13 protein-coding genes, 1 tRNA gene and 1 pseudogene are annotated in these 13,383 nt (G+C 71.5%); 10 read left to right on the top strand and 5 right to left on the bottom strand.

Annotation, left to right across the window (positions count from 1 at the left end; genetic code table 11):
* Nucleotides 1-232 precede the first annotated feature (232 nt).
* From JGS39_RS26920 to JGS39_RS26910, 3 genes and pseudogenes are all read right to left on the bottom strand, one after another.
* A pseudogene (locus JGS39_RS26920) lies at nt 233-568 on the bottom strand (Tn3 family transposase); the annotation flags it as partial.
* Between the two features lie 75 nt (nt 569-643).
* Nucleotides 644-1,177, bottom strand: coding sequence for a FecCD family ABC transporter permease (locus tag JGS39_RS26915; RefSeq protein WP_264302826.1), 534 nt, complete (start codon nt 1,175-1,177; stop codon nt 644-646).
* Between the two features lie 56 nt (nt 1,178-1,233).
* A complete protein-coding gene (locus JGS39_RS26910; protein ID WP_219572173.1) occupies nt 1,234-2,289 on the bottom strand; it encodes an ABC transporter substrate-binding protein in 1,056 nt (351 codons plus the stop codon).
* A gap of 248 nt (nt 2,290-2,537) precedes the next feature.
* On the opposite strand from JGS39_RS26910, the gene JGS39_RS26905 reads away from it, so the two are divergent.
* The 9 genes from JGS39_RS26905 to JGS39_RS26865 all read left to right on the top strand — a co-directional run bounded on the left by JGS39_RS26905 (nt 2,538) and on the right by JGS39_RS26865 (nt 10,317).
* Nucleotides 2,538-4,037 (top strand): PepSY-associated TM helix domain-containing protein, encoded by a 1,500-nt coding sequence (locus tag JGS39_RS26905; protein ID WP_219572172.1) that lies wholly within the window; start codon nt 2,538-2,540, stop codon nt 4,035-4,037.
* Nucleotides 4,034-4,693, top strand: a complete 660-nt coding sequence (locus tag JGS39_RS26900) for a DUF5134 domain-containing protein (protein ID WP_219572171.1) — start codon at nt 4,034-4,036, stop codon at nt 4,691-4,693. The genes JGS39_RS26905 and JGS39_RS26900 overlap by 4 nt, the downstream gene beginning before the upstream one ends.
* 201 nt (nt 4,694-4,894) lie before the next feature.
* Nucleotides 4,895-5,101, top strand: coding sequence for a hypothetical protein (locus tag JGS39_RS26895; RefSeq protein WP_372456170.1), 207 nt, complete (start codon nt 4,895-4,897; stop codon nt 5,099-5,101).
* Nucleotides 5,101-7,386, top strand: coding sequence for a heavy metal translocating P-type ATPase (locus JGS39_RS26890; RefSeq protein WP_219572169.1), 2,286 nt, complete (start codon nt 5,101-5,103; stop codon nt 7,384-7,386). The genes JGS39_RS26895 and JGS39_RS26890 overlap by 1 nt, the downstream gene beginning before the upstream one ends.
* Entirely contained in the window at nt 7,386-7,904 is a 519-nt protein-coding gene (locus tag JGS39_RS26885; protein ID WP_236064397.1) for a copper chaperone PCu(A)C, read from the top strand. The genes JGS39_RS26890 and JGS39_RS26885 overlap by 1 nt, the downstream gene beginning before the upstream one ends.
* A 136-nt stretch (nt 7,905-8,040) precedes the next feature.
* Entirely contained in the window at nt 8,041-8,784 is a 744-nt protein-coding gene (locus JGS39_RS26880; RefSeq protein ID WP_219572168.1) for a hypothetical protein, read from the top strand.
* Nucleotides 8,785-9,020: 236 nt separating this feature from the next.
* Nucleotides 9,021-9,650, top strand: coding sequence for a sigma-70 family RNA polymerase sigma factor (locus JGS39_RS26875; protein WP_219572167.1), 630 nt, complete (start codon nt 9,021-9,023; stop codon nt 9,648-9,650).
* A 218-nt stretch (nt 9,651-9,868) separates the two neighbouring features.
* Nucleotides 9,869-10,102 (top strand): hypothetical protein, encoded by a 234-nt coding sequence (locus JGS39_RS26870; RefSeq protein ID WP_219572166.1) that lies wholly within the window; start codon nt 9,869-9,871, stop codon nt 10,100-10,102.
* A gap of 116 nt (nt 10,103-10,218) precedes the next feature.
* Nucleotides 10,219-10,317: transfer RNA gene (locus tag JGS39_RS26865), tRNA-Lys, on the top strand.
* Between the two features lie 99 nt (nt 10,318-10,416).
* Here JGS39_RS26865 and JGS39_RS26860 read toward each other — a convergent pair.
* A complete protein-coding gene (locus JGS39_RS26860; protein WP_236064615.1) occupies nt 10,417-10,848 on the bottom strand; it encodes a hypothetical protein in 432 nt (143 codons plus the stop codon).
* A gap of 362 nt (nt 10,849-11,210) precedes the next feature.
* Between JGS39_RS26860 and JGS39_RS26855 the strand changes: the two genes are divergently transcribed.
* A complete protein-coding gene (locus tag JGS39_RS26855) occupies nt 11,211-12,701 on the top strand; it encodes an NAD(P)/FAD-dependent oxidoreductase (protein ID WP_219572164.1) in 1,491 nt (496 codons plus the stop codon).
* A gap of 73 nt (nt 12,702-12,774) precedes the next feature.
* On the opposite strand, the gene JGS39_RS26850 is transcribed toward JGS39_RS26855, so the two are convergent.
* A complete protein-coding gene (locus JGS39_RS26850) occupies nt 12,775-13,185 on the bottom strand; it encodes an SHOCT domain-containing protein (RefSeq protein ID WP_219572163.1) in 411 nt (136 codons plus the stop codon).
* Nucleotides 13,186-13,383 lie beyond the last annotated feature (198 nt).

The following is a 13,383-nucleotide window of genomic DNA, read 5'->3' as shown; positions in this document are numbered from 1 at the left end:
CCGTGGACAGAACACCTAGCGCGGCTAGGGCCCCATCGCAATGCTTCCACGCTCGGAAAAGCCGCTGTCCGCCGGTCGTTCCAAACGCCCACCACGGCCGCGTCCGGGGTGAGCTGCGCCCGCACCTCGAACGGGCCGTCCGGTGGGTCCTGCCCGGCAGCCGTCGGAGCGCCGCGACTTCCTGTAGCCGCGGTCACGGAGGCGCACCTGGTAGGAGCGGTGGCGGCCGGGCTCACGCCTCGGTCCGCTCCGGGTCCCGCAGCGGTCGCAGCCCGTTGGGCATCTCGGGCAGCAGGAACGAGTACCGGCCCAGCATGTTGACGTGGTGACGGACGCACGGGGGAGAGCCGGGCGACGTCCTCGTCGCGGAAGTCGAAGCCCTCGGCACGGAGCTGGGTGACGGCGGCGTCCATGTAGCGGGTGTTGAACAGCACCAGGGCGTTGAGGACTAGGCCGAGCGCGCCGATCTGGTCTTCATTCCCTCGCGGTAGTGCTGGCGCAGTTCGCCGCGCTGCCCGAAGAAGATGTTCTGGGGGAGGCGGTGACGGGCCTCGATGATGTTGAGCTGTTAGTGCGGGGCGCCCCGAGCGGACGTTCCCGGGGAGTCAGCGGTGACGTCAACCCGCGCGCGGGGCCCTACGATTCAGGGTCTCGCGTACGAGTTCCGATGGCTTGTCGCCCAGGATTCCTGGAACACGCGCGCCTTGGCCTGCAGTTGCACGAAGCTCGTCGTCGAGAGAAGCACGTAGCCGACCGCCACTCCGGCCAGGACGAGCCGGGTTGGGGCGAGCCGCCCCCTGCGTTGTCCGAGCGCGAAGACCAGCAGCCCCGCCAGAAGGGCACCGACGAACGCCGCTCCGGAAACGCCGAGTCCGCCGAGCCCGGCGCCGCCGAGTGTGATCACGAGGACCGCGCCCAGCGACGCCCCGTGCGAGAAGCCGAGCACCGTCGGATCGGCGAGCGGGTTGGAGACGAGGGTCTGGAGGACGGCGCCGGCGACGGCGAGTCCGGCCCCCACGACCGCGGCGAGGACCACACGCGGGGTGCGGAACTGCCAGACGATCTGGTCGAGGGCGATGTCGTCCACGGGCCCCCGGCCGGTGACGTGGTGGACGAGGACCGTCCACACGTCACCGGCCGGCACGTTGACCGCGCCGATGCCGACGGCGAGGACCATCGAGACCAGCAGCGCGGCAGTGAGCGCGAGGGCGCAGACGGAGAGTGGGAGACGGCTCAGAAGGCGTCGGGGTGCAGCATCCTGGCGATCTTCTCCACGGCCACGTCGTTGCTGGGGCCGAGGTACATCGAGTCGGACAGCACCACGAACTTGTTCTTCTTGGCTGCGGGCCACTGGGGGAACTCCTTGAGCAGCTTCTTCGCGTATGCCGTCGGGTCGGGGTCGTTGTAGCTGACGACCACGAGGGCGTCCACGTCGGTGGCGGCGACCTTCTCCTTGCTGAGGTCGGCGAAGGAGGTCTTCGACGCGCTCGCGAAGGCGTTGTTGCCGCCGGCCTCGGCGAGGATGTCGTTGTAGATGCCGTGCGCGGCGACGGAGCTGAAGTCGTTGCCGCCCATGGTCATGTTGGAGAAGATGACCATGACGTTCGGCCTCTTCGCGTCGCCGACCTTGTTCGCCACGTCGGCGATGTTCTGCCTTTCGGCGGAGACGAGCTTCTCAGCCTTCTCCTCGACGCCGAAAACCTTGCCCATGTCGCGCAGCAGTGTGTAGCTGTCGTCGATCGTCATGTTCAGGTTGTCCTGTCCGCAGCCCGCGGGCGAGATGTAGGTGTTCGCTCCGACCTCCTCGAGCTGTTGGCGGGTGGCGAAGCCGTTCTTGGCGTCGAAGCCGTAGGACGTGGTGGAGAGCACGAAGTCGGGCCGCAGGCCGATCATGGCCTCACGCGGGATGTCGAAGGCTTCGTTCGGCTCCACCCCTCCCGTGGGCAGGTCCTTGATCTGCTCAGCGCGGCCGGGGACTTCGGACATGCCGTAGGTCTGCTGGTTGGAGACGATCCGGTCGCCCTGGCCGAGGGCGAGCAGCGTGGACACCTCGGCGACCGAGGCCCCGTTCATCACGACGACCCGGCCGGGGGCCTTGTCGAACGTCTGGTCGCGGCCGCAGTTCTTGAGAGTGACGGGGTACGTACCCCGCGCGGCGGGAGGCGCCTTGTCGGCGGAGCCCGCCGCCCTGCCGTCCGCGCCGGAGCCGGAGTCCGCTCCGGAACAGCCGGTGGCGGCGAGGCACAGGAGGGTGGCGAGGGTGATGGCTGCCGGCCTGGGTGTCGGCATGGGAGTTCTCCTCGGTGATCAAGTGAGGCACCTTGAGGCGCTGTTGCAGGAGTCGGGGGCGCGGGCGGAGAAGTTCCCGGCGATCGGTGCGTGCCACGCGGTGACAGCGACGGCCGGGTACGCAGTGGCACCCCACACTTCTGTGTGACCTACGTCACGCCACATCTGCGGGAACTCACGCCCTGCCCGGTCCGACTCCTGTACGTGCACCTCACCGTCCCCACCGGTCCACGCATGAGGAAGAGTCGATGACCGAGACCACGCCTGCCGCGCCACCACCGCTCCGGCAACGCCAGACCGAGGAGGCCGCCCCGCCCGAGGACTTCGCCACGCCCACGCCGAGAAACGGCGGCGGCACCTGGAGCGGGCTGCGCCCCCTCCTGCTGCGCCTGCACTTCTACGCGGGCGTCCTCATCGGCCCGTTCCTGCTCGTCGCCGCCGTGACCGGACTGCTCTACACGACGACCCCGCAGATCGAGTCCGTCGTCTACCACCACGAGCTGAAGGTCACACCGCGCGACGAGCCGAAGCCGCTCGCCGCCCAGGTGGACGCCGCCCGCGAGGCGATACCCGGCGGGCAGCTCGTCTCCGTCACCAAGGGCGCGGGAGACGACGACACGACCCGGGTCACCTTCGACGTCAAGGGACTGCCCGAGGGCTACACGCAGACCGCCTTCGTCGATCCGTACGACGCGAAGGTGCGCGGCACCCTGCGCACGTTCGGTGAATGGCTGCCTGTGCGGTCCTGGTTCGACAGCCTGCACCGCACGCTGCACCTCGGCGAATTCGGCCGCAACTACAGCGAGATCGCCGCGAGCTGGCTGTGGGTCGAGGTGATGGGCGGGCTGGCCCTGTGGTTGGGGGCGGCGCGCGGCCGGGAGCGGCTGCGCAAGTGGTTCGTGCCGCGCCGGGGCCCGAAGGGACGCAAGCGCACGCTGTCCTGGCACGGGGCCGTGGGGTTGTGGGTGTCGGTCGGATTCCTCGCACTCTCGGCGACCGGGCTGACCTGGTCGGCGCACGCGGGCGTGAACATCGGCAAGATCCAGGACTCGCTGGGCGGTGCGTCGCCCTCCGTTTCCTCGGCCCTCGGTCCCGGCTCGCAGGGCAGCGGCTCGGCGGGGGCGGACCCGGGTCAGTCCTCTGCCGGTCCCTCCGCCGCGAACGTCGACTTCGACGAGGCAGTCCGCATCGCCCGCTCCGAAGGGCTGCGCGGCAAGCTCGTCATCAGCCCGCCCGCGGACAACAAGAGCGCGTACATCGTCAAGGAGAACACGCGGCACTGGCCGGAGCAGCAGGACTCGGTCGCGATCGACCCGGCCACCGGCAAGGTCACGGACAAGGTGGTCTTCGACGACTTCCCCGTCCTCGCCAAGCTCACGCGCTGGGGCATCGACGCCCACATGGGTCTGCTCTTCGGCCTCGCCAACCAGATCGTCCTCGCGCTCATCGCCCTCGCGCTCATCGGGATGCTCTTCTGGGGCTACCGCATGTGGTGGCTGCGCAGGCCCGCCCGAGGAGGCGGGAAACAGCTCGGACGTCCGCCGGCGCGGGGAGCCTGGCGCCGGGTGCCGGGCAGGGTCATGGCACCGCTCGTCGTCGTGACCGCTGTACTCGCCTACTACCTGCCGCTGTTCGGGTTGCCCCTGGTCTGCTTCCTGCTCGCGGATCTGGCACTTGCGCAAGCACGCCGGCACCGGCGTTCGCGCACGGAAACGCCGGCCGAGACGCCGAAGGAGATGGCCCGATGATCGCCGCCACCGGGCTGCGCTGGATACTGACGCTGCTCTTCTGCGCACTCGCGGCATACGGTCTGTGGCGCGCCTTCGCGGCCCGTTCCCACCCGTGGACCGCACGGCTCGCGCACGGACTGCACGCGGTGATGGCCCTCGCCATGTTCGCGATGGCCTGGTCCTGGGGCATGAACCTGCCCGGCACGCCGCAGGTGGTCTTCTTCTCCGCCGTCGCGGTCTGGTTCGTGCTGGCTGCCCTCGCTCTGCCGAGCGGTTCCGAGCCCCGGCTGCGAGCCCTCGCCGGCATGCTGCCGCACGCCGTGATGACCGGCGCGATGGCGTGGATGGTCGCCGCGATGTCGTCGGGCATGTCCATGGGGGCGACGAGCGGAGGGCAGGCGCACGACATGCCAGGGATGGACATGTCGGCCCCGGGAGCGCTCGCGACGATGACGCTCAGCGGCACCGGCGACCGATGGAGCGCGGGCCTGCTCGCGCTCGTCCTGCTGGCGCTCGCACTGTGGTGGCTCGCGACCGGCTTCGACGCGGGCCGCCTCGCACCGCGCACAACGGGCGGCGCGGTCTCGGGCGGTGCGGTACACGCCGCTTGGGACGTGGGCTGTCACGGGCTGATGGCGCTGGGCATGGCGGTGATGTTCGTCGTCATGGTGTGAGCCGTCGGGTTCGACGGCGACTGCCCACCCTCGATCTCGTCGGGCGTGCCCCGGAACCGTGACGCTTCCGGGGCACGCGTGACACGCGTCCGATATGTGACGCACACCACCCGGGACCGGGGGAACTCGCGGCTTGGGGCGGCCGACCTCTGGTGCGTACGACTCGCACTCTCGCCCGGAGCCTGCCTCATGGACCACTCGGTGACGACTCACACCCAACGGCGTTCCGCCCCCGCCCCGTACGCACTCCTCGGGGGTTTCCTGCTCCTGCTCGCCGCGCTCTTCGCCGCCTCGTACGCGGTGGGGCAACTCGCAGGGCCCGTCGCCCCCGACATGCGTGGAGTCACGCACCAGGATGACGAACCGGGCTCGCACGACACGGGCGGCATGAGCGGGATGGATCACTGATGAGCCGGGAAACGGCCCCGCGGACCCTGGCCACGACCACTCTGATCGTCGGTGGCATGACGTGCGCCGCCTGCGTGCGCAGGGTCGAGAAGAAGCTCGGCGCCCTGGAAGGCGTGCGCGCCACCGTCAATCTCGCGACCGGTACCGCCCATGTCGAGCATCCGGCAGACCTCGGCACGGCTGCGCTCGTCGCCGCCGTCGAACGAGGCGGCTACACGGCCCGTCTCCCGGAGCCGCCCGCGTCCGGCGAGGACCGCGAGGCCACCGTGACCGAACCCGGTGTACCGCAGCGGCTCCTGGTGACCGCTCTCCTCGCCCTTCCCGTTCTTGTCCTGTCGATGGTGCCCTCGCTCCAGTTCCGCAACTGGCAGTGGCTGTGCTTCGTCCTCGCCGCGCCCGTCGCGGCCTGGGGCGCGTGGCCCTTCCACGAGCGGGCCTGGCGCGGGGTGCGGCACGGTGCGGCGACGATGGACACGCTCGTCTCGCTCGGCGTCCTCGCCTCTTTCGGCTGGTCCTCGTACGCGCTCTTCCTCGGGGGCGCCGGCGCCCCCGGGATGCGGATGCCCTTCACCCTGCTGCCCACGGCGTCGGACGGGACAGCGCACGTCTACCTCGAAGCGGCGGTCGGTGTCCCGCTCTTCGTCCTCCTCGGCCGCCACCTGGAAGCCCGTGCCCGGCGGGGCACCTCGGCCGCCCTGCGGGCACTCGCTGAACTCGGCGTGAAGGAAGTGACGGTGCGGGACGGAGCCGTCGAACGCACCATTCCGGCCGCGCTCCTCGTGGCCGGTCAGGTCTTCCTCGTACGGCCCGGGGAGCGCGTCGCGACGGACGGCGAGGTCGTCGAGGGCACGTCCGCCGTGGATCTGTCTCTGGTGACCGGTGAGACCCGGCCCGTGGAGGTCGCGGTCGGCTCCGCCGTCACGGGCGGCTCGGTCAACGCGGGCGGGCTCCTGCTCGTCCGTGCGACAGCCGTCGGCGCCGACACCCAGCTCGCCCGCATCACGGCCCTTGTCACCGAGGCACAGGCAGGGAAGGCCCGCGCCCAGCGGCTCGCCGACACCGTGGCCGGGGGCTTCGTGCCCGTCGTGCTCGCCCTCGCCGTCACCGCGCTCGGCTTCTGGCTCGGCGCGGACGCGGATCCACAGGCGGCCTTCACCGCGTGCGTCGCCGTCCTTGTCGTCGCCTGTCCCTGCGCGCTCGGGCTCGCGACCCCCACCGCCCTCATGGCGGCCACCGGGCGAGGCGCCCAGCTGGGCATCCTGATCAAGGGACCCCAGGCCCTCGAAGCCCTCCGGCAGATCGACACCGTCGTGCTCGACAAGACCGGCACCCTCACCTCCGGACACCTCACCGTCGCCACCCTGACCACACGTACGGAAGGCCCCGGCGCGAGCGAGGTACTGCGGCTCGCGGCAACCGTCGAGACCGGCTCCGAGCACCCACTCGGCCGGGCCCTTGTACGCCACGCCGAACGTTCCCTCGGGAAAGACGCCGTACGGCCGGGCGCGCTCAGCGGCTTCGCCGCGACACCCGGCAACGGTGTGCGCGGACACGTGGACGGGCGGCTCGTCGAGGTCGGTGCCCCCGAGGGCGAACTGCCCGAGGAACTGGGCACGGCCCTCGCCGCCGCCCTGCAAGCCGCCCACACCCCAGTCCTGGTACGTGTCGACGGGCGGCCCGAGGCGGTCCTCGCACTTGGCGACGTCGTACGCCCCGGCAGCTACCACGCCGTGGACCGGCTCCGCCGCCTCGGCCTGCACCCCGTCCTCGCCACCGGCGACCAGGAGGAACCCGCGCGAGCCGTCGCCACCGCACTCGGCATCGACGAGACGTACGCCCGTTGCACCCCCGAGCGCAAAGCGGAACTCGTCCGCACGCTCCGCGCCGAAGGAAAGAGGGTCGCGGTCGTCGGTGACGGCGTCAACGACGCGGCCGCACTAGCCGGGGCCGACCTCGGCATCGCCATGGGCACCGGCACGGACGTGGCCATCGGCGCCGCCGATGTCACGCTCGTCCGCGACGACATCGAAGCCGTCGCCGACGCCGTACGTCTTGCCCGCCGCACTCTGGCCACCATCCGCGGCAACCTGCTGTGGGCCTTCGGCTACAACGCCGTCACCCTGCCACTCGCCATGGTGGGCCTTCTCAACCCGATGCTCGCCGCCGCCGCGATGTCCCTCAGCTCGGTCCTCGTTGTCCTCGGCAGCCTCCGGCTGCGCCACTGGCAACCGGCTCCGGCAGCAGCCGCGCGGCGCCGACGCACGACCTCGCGGGCGGCCTTCTGATGCCCGTTCTCTCCGCACGCCTGCGCACATCGTTCACCGCCGTCGGCGTTCCCGTCCTCGCCTGCGGCATGGCCCTCGCCGGTCTGGGCGCTTGGACGGCGAACGGGAATGCCGGCAGCCCGCCGAACGTGGCCGTCACGAAGGCGTACGTCTACCAGTCGTTCGGCTCGACGCCGGAGACCGCGGCTTTCTTCACCCTCACGAACGACGGGGGCTCCGCGGACCGGCTCGTGCACATCGCCTCGACCGATACGGTCGCACCGCCCAGGCTGAGCGAACACCACATGACGTCCTTCGGGGGCGCCTACCGACAGCCGGTGGACGCCGTCACGGTCCCGGCGGGGGACGGGCTCACCATGACCCCGCACGGAATCGACGTGACGGTACGGCCGAAGGGAACGTTGCGGCCCGGCGAAGAGGTCTCCTTCACGCTCAGCTTCGCCCATGGAAAGCCTTTGAGGATCCGGGCCGTAGTCGTGCGGCCCGGCGCGCAGACCGACCGCCTGCCACGCCCGTAGCGCCATGCACCGCCCCACCACCCTCTCCGACCGCATATGCCGGAACCCCGCTGTCGCATCCACTTGTCCGACATGGGCGGCAAGCCGGAAACCCTGCCATGTTGCTCGGCATCCCGCGATGGGAGGATGAGGCGCCATGGAAGCGGGACCGGTCGGACGCGCGGTGAGGGCGGCGATGTTCGCCGTCGTCTCGGTCACGCTTGCCGCGACCGGACACGTCCTCATGTCCGAGGCCCCGCTTCCCTTCTGGGTGCCCGCCACCGGCTTCCTCGCGCTCGCGGTCCCCGGCTGGTGGTTCGCCGCCCGCGAGCGGGGTCCGTGGCTCGTCACGGGCGTCGCCGTCGCGACCCAGGGTGTGCTGCACAGCGCTTTCTCGGCCGCCCAGTCCGCCCCCGGAACCGTCACGGGTGCAGCCACCCGGCCCGTCGCCGGAGCTGCCGCGCCGCCGGCGGACGCCATGGCGGGCATGCAGCACATGTCGCACATGGGTCACTCGGCCACGAGCGACGCGATGACCGGCATGGATCACTCCGCCGCCATGGACCACATGGGCCATATGAGCTCGATGGCCCATCCCGGCCACGACATGGCCGGGATGTCCTCGTCCGGGATGCTCGCCGCGCACGTCCTCGCCGCACTCGTCTGCGGCGTATGGATGGCCCGCGGTGAACGCGCCGCCTTCCAGACCCTGCGCGCGGTCGCAGGCTGGCTGCTGGCCCCCCTCCACCCCCTCCTCACAGCGCCGTTGCCGGCCCCGCGCCGCCGCCTGCGCCCTCACCGGGGCCTGAGCGACCGGCTGTTGCCGGGCCTGCGATGCGCCCGAGCGACCGACCGACGCGGGCCACCCGGGGGTGCTCGCCGCGTCCTGAGGACGCGGTAGGCATTCCGGAGGACGTACACCTCTGGCACACGACCGGTCGCCGACCGGCGCGTTGCCGTACCCGCACGCAGCGGGAGTCCTCCGGCACACCCGGCTCCGAAGGAGCCCGGGTGCCCCATTCACCGGAAACCCGGTCCCGTCCCGCACGCCGCCGCGCCCGCCGTAGCCCTGGCGCGCCCCCGTGCCGTGAACGGATGCCCGGGTGCCGGACCGATCCGTGAAGGACACACCTGGCGATGAACGCCAAACCGCCCGCCCCGCAAGGGCCACAGCCTGCCTCCGTCCCGCGCGACAGGACGGCCGAGGACACCGTCTCGACCAGCTGGGCGCTCGCCGCCCGCGCCGGCGACCGCGAAGCCGCCGACGCCTTCGTACGGGCCCTGCACCGCGACGTCGTGCGGTTCGTGGCCCACTTGTCCGCCGATCCGCAGGCCGCCGAGGACCTCGCGCAGGACACGTTCCTACGCGCGCTGCGCACACTGCACCGCTTCGAGGGGCGCTCCTCGGCCCGCACCTGGCTTCTCACCATCGCCCGACGCGCCGTCATCGACGACTTCCGCAGGGCCTCCGCGCGCCCTCTGCTCGCCGACACCCACGACTGGCGCGCGACCATCGAGCGTGCCCAGCCGACGGGACTGCCCGGCTTCGAGGAAGGCGTGGCGCTCCAGGAACTCCTCGCCGCGCTTCCCTACGACCGTCGGCAGGCGTTCGTCCTCACCCAGTTGCTCGGACTCTCCTACGCGGAGGCCGCCCGCGAGGCGGACTGCCCGGTCGGCACCGTCCGTTCCCGAGTGGCCCGTGCGCGTACCGCGATGACTGCGCAACTGGAGCGCGAAGAGACGGAGGCCATCGTGCAGGCCGCCTGACGCAAGTCCGGTCCGGGGTCGTTCCATCCGGGGCGGCCCCGGACCGTCCGGGCGACGAGGCGTGCCCCCTTGGGTAGTCGGACCCGAACCGTGGGTGGTTCCCCGGTTACGCGGAGAGATGAGACGCGCTTCGTGTCGGTCTGACGGCGCGTGAGCACGGGTATATCCACCCCGTTCAAGCCCGCCACCGAGCGGGCGGCCCGGCGGAAGGCGCCCCGATGACCCATCACTCCCACGCCCCAGATCTCACGGCCCTCGAACCCCTCGCCACGTTCTGCGGGAACTGCGACTGCGGCTGCCCCCAGCTCTTCGTTGACCCCGCCGCGAGCGAGGACCGCCGCATCGTGCTCACCGACGACTTCGGCCAGCACGTCCAGATGAGTGCGACCCAGTTCGCCGACCTCGTCACGGAGGCGAAGGCCGGCAGGCTGGACACGGTGGTCTCCGCCTGACGACCCATCCCCGCGCGGCCACTCCGACTCCGTCCATGCGTGAGCGATGCGTGAGCGGACGTTCCGGCACGGCCCGGTTCCGTCTGGAACACGCGGTCCGGACAGCCATCCTGACCAGGCCGTTCCGGACTGCCCAACACGGCCCGGCACCATCCACCCATGCCCATCCAGGACTTTTAATCCGTTGGTTGTGGGTTCGAGTCCCACACGGCCTACGCGACGCAGGGCGGGGAAACCCTCTCTGACCTGCTACTTAGCGCCTCGACTGGCTTCATCCGGTCGGGGCGCTTCGTCGTCTCCGCCGGCCCGGCCGGTCAGAGCACCCAGGCGGGTCGCCACTCGATGGTGTCCTGGACGCGCCTCAGTGCCTCGGCCGGGAGCGGGGCGCCCCGTACGAAGAGAGTCCAGCGCCAGGGGCCGTCGTCCCACTGCTGGGCTCGTACGACGAGTTCGGGATCGTCCTCCGGATGCCAGGCGGCGCCGGGCCAGCCGTAGTCGAAGGGCGCCTCCTCCCGCGGCTGCCGCACGAGGACCGCCTCCGGGTTCACGCGGTCGTGCTGCGGCAGCAGGTCCACGGCCACCATGCCCGTATCCGGGTCACCGTCCCGGTGGCTGACTTCCTGGAGCGGCCATGGCCACCACCCGGGAACCGGCAGCAGGGGCTCATCGGCGGCATGGCGTTCGCTCCACCGCCGGAACCTCTCGCCGGCCGAGCGGTCGGGGCCATCGACATCGGATTGGGGCACGGCGTCCACCCTGTCACGGGGGCCTTGCCGAGGCTCGTTGTCCCGGCCTTCCGGGGTCCCGCCGGTGGGTGCGCCGGTCCGTGGTCCGGTGCGCCCACGGCCCTGGCACAGGCGGTCGTCAGCCGCGGGTGTTGGAGGTGTGGCTCGCTTGGTGCCAGGCGTCCTTGTGAAGGAAGCCCGATACGCCGGGGGAGCCACTCCCGCGTCTTTCATCGTGGGTACGAGGCCGGCACGTGCGGTACGAAGCCGGGTGGCGGCGGTGCCGGGTACCCGGCGTCCACCCGTCCGGTCGGCGGGAGTTGACGTACGGGTGGGAGCGCCCGGCTACCGTGGTGGGGCAACACGGCTCTGAGGGGGCTGTATTGACACGGGTCGCGGTAGTCGGTGGCGGGATCGGCGGGCTGGCCGTCGCGCTGTTCCTGGGCCGCCGGGGGCACGCGGTCACCGTGTTGGAGCGGGACGGACACCGGCCGGGGCGCGATCTCGACGCTGACTTCTTCGACTGGCGGCGCCCCGGGGTGCCCCAGGCCCTCCAGCCCCACGGGCTCCTGGCACCGGTCCGTACCGTGCTGCGCGAGGAGGCCCCCGATGTGTACGACGCGATGCTCCGGATGGGGGCCGGCGAACGCAACGAGCTGGAGTGGTTCGCCGAGCGCCCGCCCGCACGCCCGGGGGACGAGGACCTGGTCACGGTCCAGACGCGGCGCATCGTGCTGGAGGCCGCGCTGCACGACGCCGTCCATCGCGAGCCGGCCGTCGACGTCCGGCTCGGGGAGCCCGCCGAGGGGCTCGTCGTCGACCGGCACCCCGGCGGCGGTGGCGTCCCCCGGGTGACGGGGGTGCGGTCGCGGTCCGGGCGGTATGACGCCGATCTGGTGCTGGACGCCGGCGGGCGCCGCTCCCCGGTGCCGGGCTGGCTCGCCGGGGCGGGCTGCCGGGACGCGGTCGTGGAGAACCACCGCACCGGGATCGCGTACTTCTGCCGTTGGTACCGGCTGCCGCCGGACGGGCCGCGGGATCCGGGGCGGGTGAAGGCGGGATCGGTGGCCGCCTTTGCGGTCGGCGGGGTGTTCCCGTCCGACAACGGCACCTTCGCGGTCTTCCTGACGGTGTCCACCGCCGACCCCACCCGCGGGGCGCTCCTGGACCCCGAGGTCTTCGATCGGGTGGCCCGGACCTTTCCCGCCGTGGCCGCGTGGCTGGACCTGCGGCCCGAGGCGCTCTCCCGGGTGCACGCGATGGGCGGTCTCGACAACCGCTGGACCGGGCTGTCCGACGCGGCCGGGCCCGTGGTCACCGGCCTGGTCGGCGTCGGCGACGCGGTCACGCACACCAACCCCACGATGGGGCAGGGCGTGGCACTGGCCCTGTGGGCGGCGCAGTGGGTGGCCGGTCACGCGTCACTTGCCGCCGCCGACCCCGAGGCGTTCGCGGCCGGGTACCACCACTGGGCCGGGCGGACGCTGCGTCCCTGGTTCGACGTCCAGGTCGCCATGGACCGCTCCAACGAGGCCCGGCTCGCCCATCCCGCGCATCCCGCGCATCCCGCGGGGCCGACGCCCGGACCGTCCTCGGGGACGGGCCGTGACACGGCGCGTGACGCAGCCCGTGACATGGCTGCCGTGTCCGCCTGTTCCTGGGACGACCCGGTCGTCATGCGGGCGCGTGCCCGCATCCGCCATCTCGTTCAGCCCGCCGACCAGGCCTACGGCACCGCGGAGGTGCGCGCCCGTGTGGCGTCCTGGCTGGCGGAGCACCCCGACTTCACACCCGGGTACGACGGCCCGGCCCGTGAGGAGTGGGAGTCGGCGGTGGGCACGCGCCATGCCACGCCACGGCCTGATGTGACATGACATGACGACGGTGCCGGCCGTGTAGCAGCCGGCACCGTCGCCGTGTGGGGCGGTCAGACGAGGAGGCGGGTGGTCAGACGAGGAGCTTCGTCTTCGCCCGCTGGTATTCCTCTTCCGAGATCGCGCCCTTGTCCTTGAGGTCCGCGAGCTTCGCGAGGTCCTCGACGTGACTGCTCTTCGGCGCACCGTTCGCGTCGGACGAGCCCGCGGCCTCTCTCACGTACGCCTTGAAGGCCGCATCGCGTTCCTTCGCGTCCTTCACATCCCGCCGGCCCATGGATTTGCCACGAGCGATCACGTAGATCAGAACGCCCAGGTACGGCAGCACCAGTGCCAGGACCAGCCAGCCCGCCTTGGCCCATCCACCCAGGTCGTCACTGCGGAAGATGTCCATGATGACCCGGAACAGGAGGAAGAGCCACATGATCCAGAGGAAGAACCAGAGCATGGTCCAGAACAGGTTGAGCAGAGGGTAATCGTCCATCGTCCACTCCAGGCACCGCGTCGAATGACTGAATCTGAAATCAGTCATATCACCGCATTTAGGCGTTCGCCCGTTGGGGTTTCCCCTGTTCCTCCAGGAGAGGGAAGAAGGGAGGGCGGGTGCGATGCGGAGCGGGGCGTCGGGGGGTGGCGGCTACTTCTCCGGTACGGCGGCGGTGCCGGAGGACTCGGCGGAGAC

The organism is Streptomyces poriferorum, from assembly GCF_019399235.1.
GTDB lineage: Bacteria > Actinomycetota > Actinomycetes > Streptomycetales > Streptomycetaceae > Streptomyces > Streptomyces poriferorum.
The sequence above is the reverse complement of the archived record's forward strand: the minus strand, read 5'-3'. Positions and strand labels throughout refer to the sequence as shown.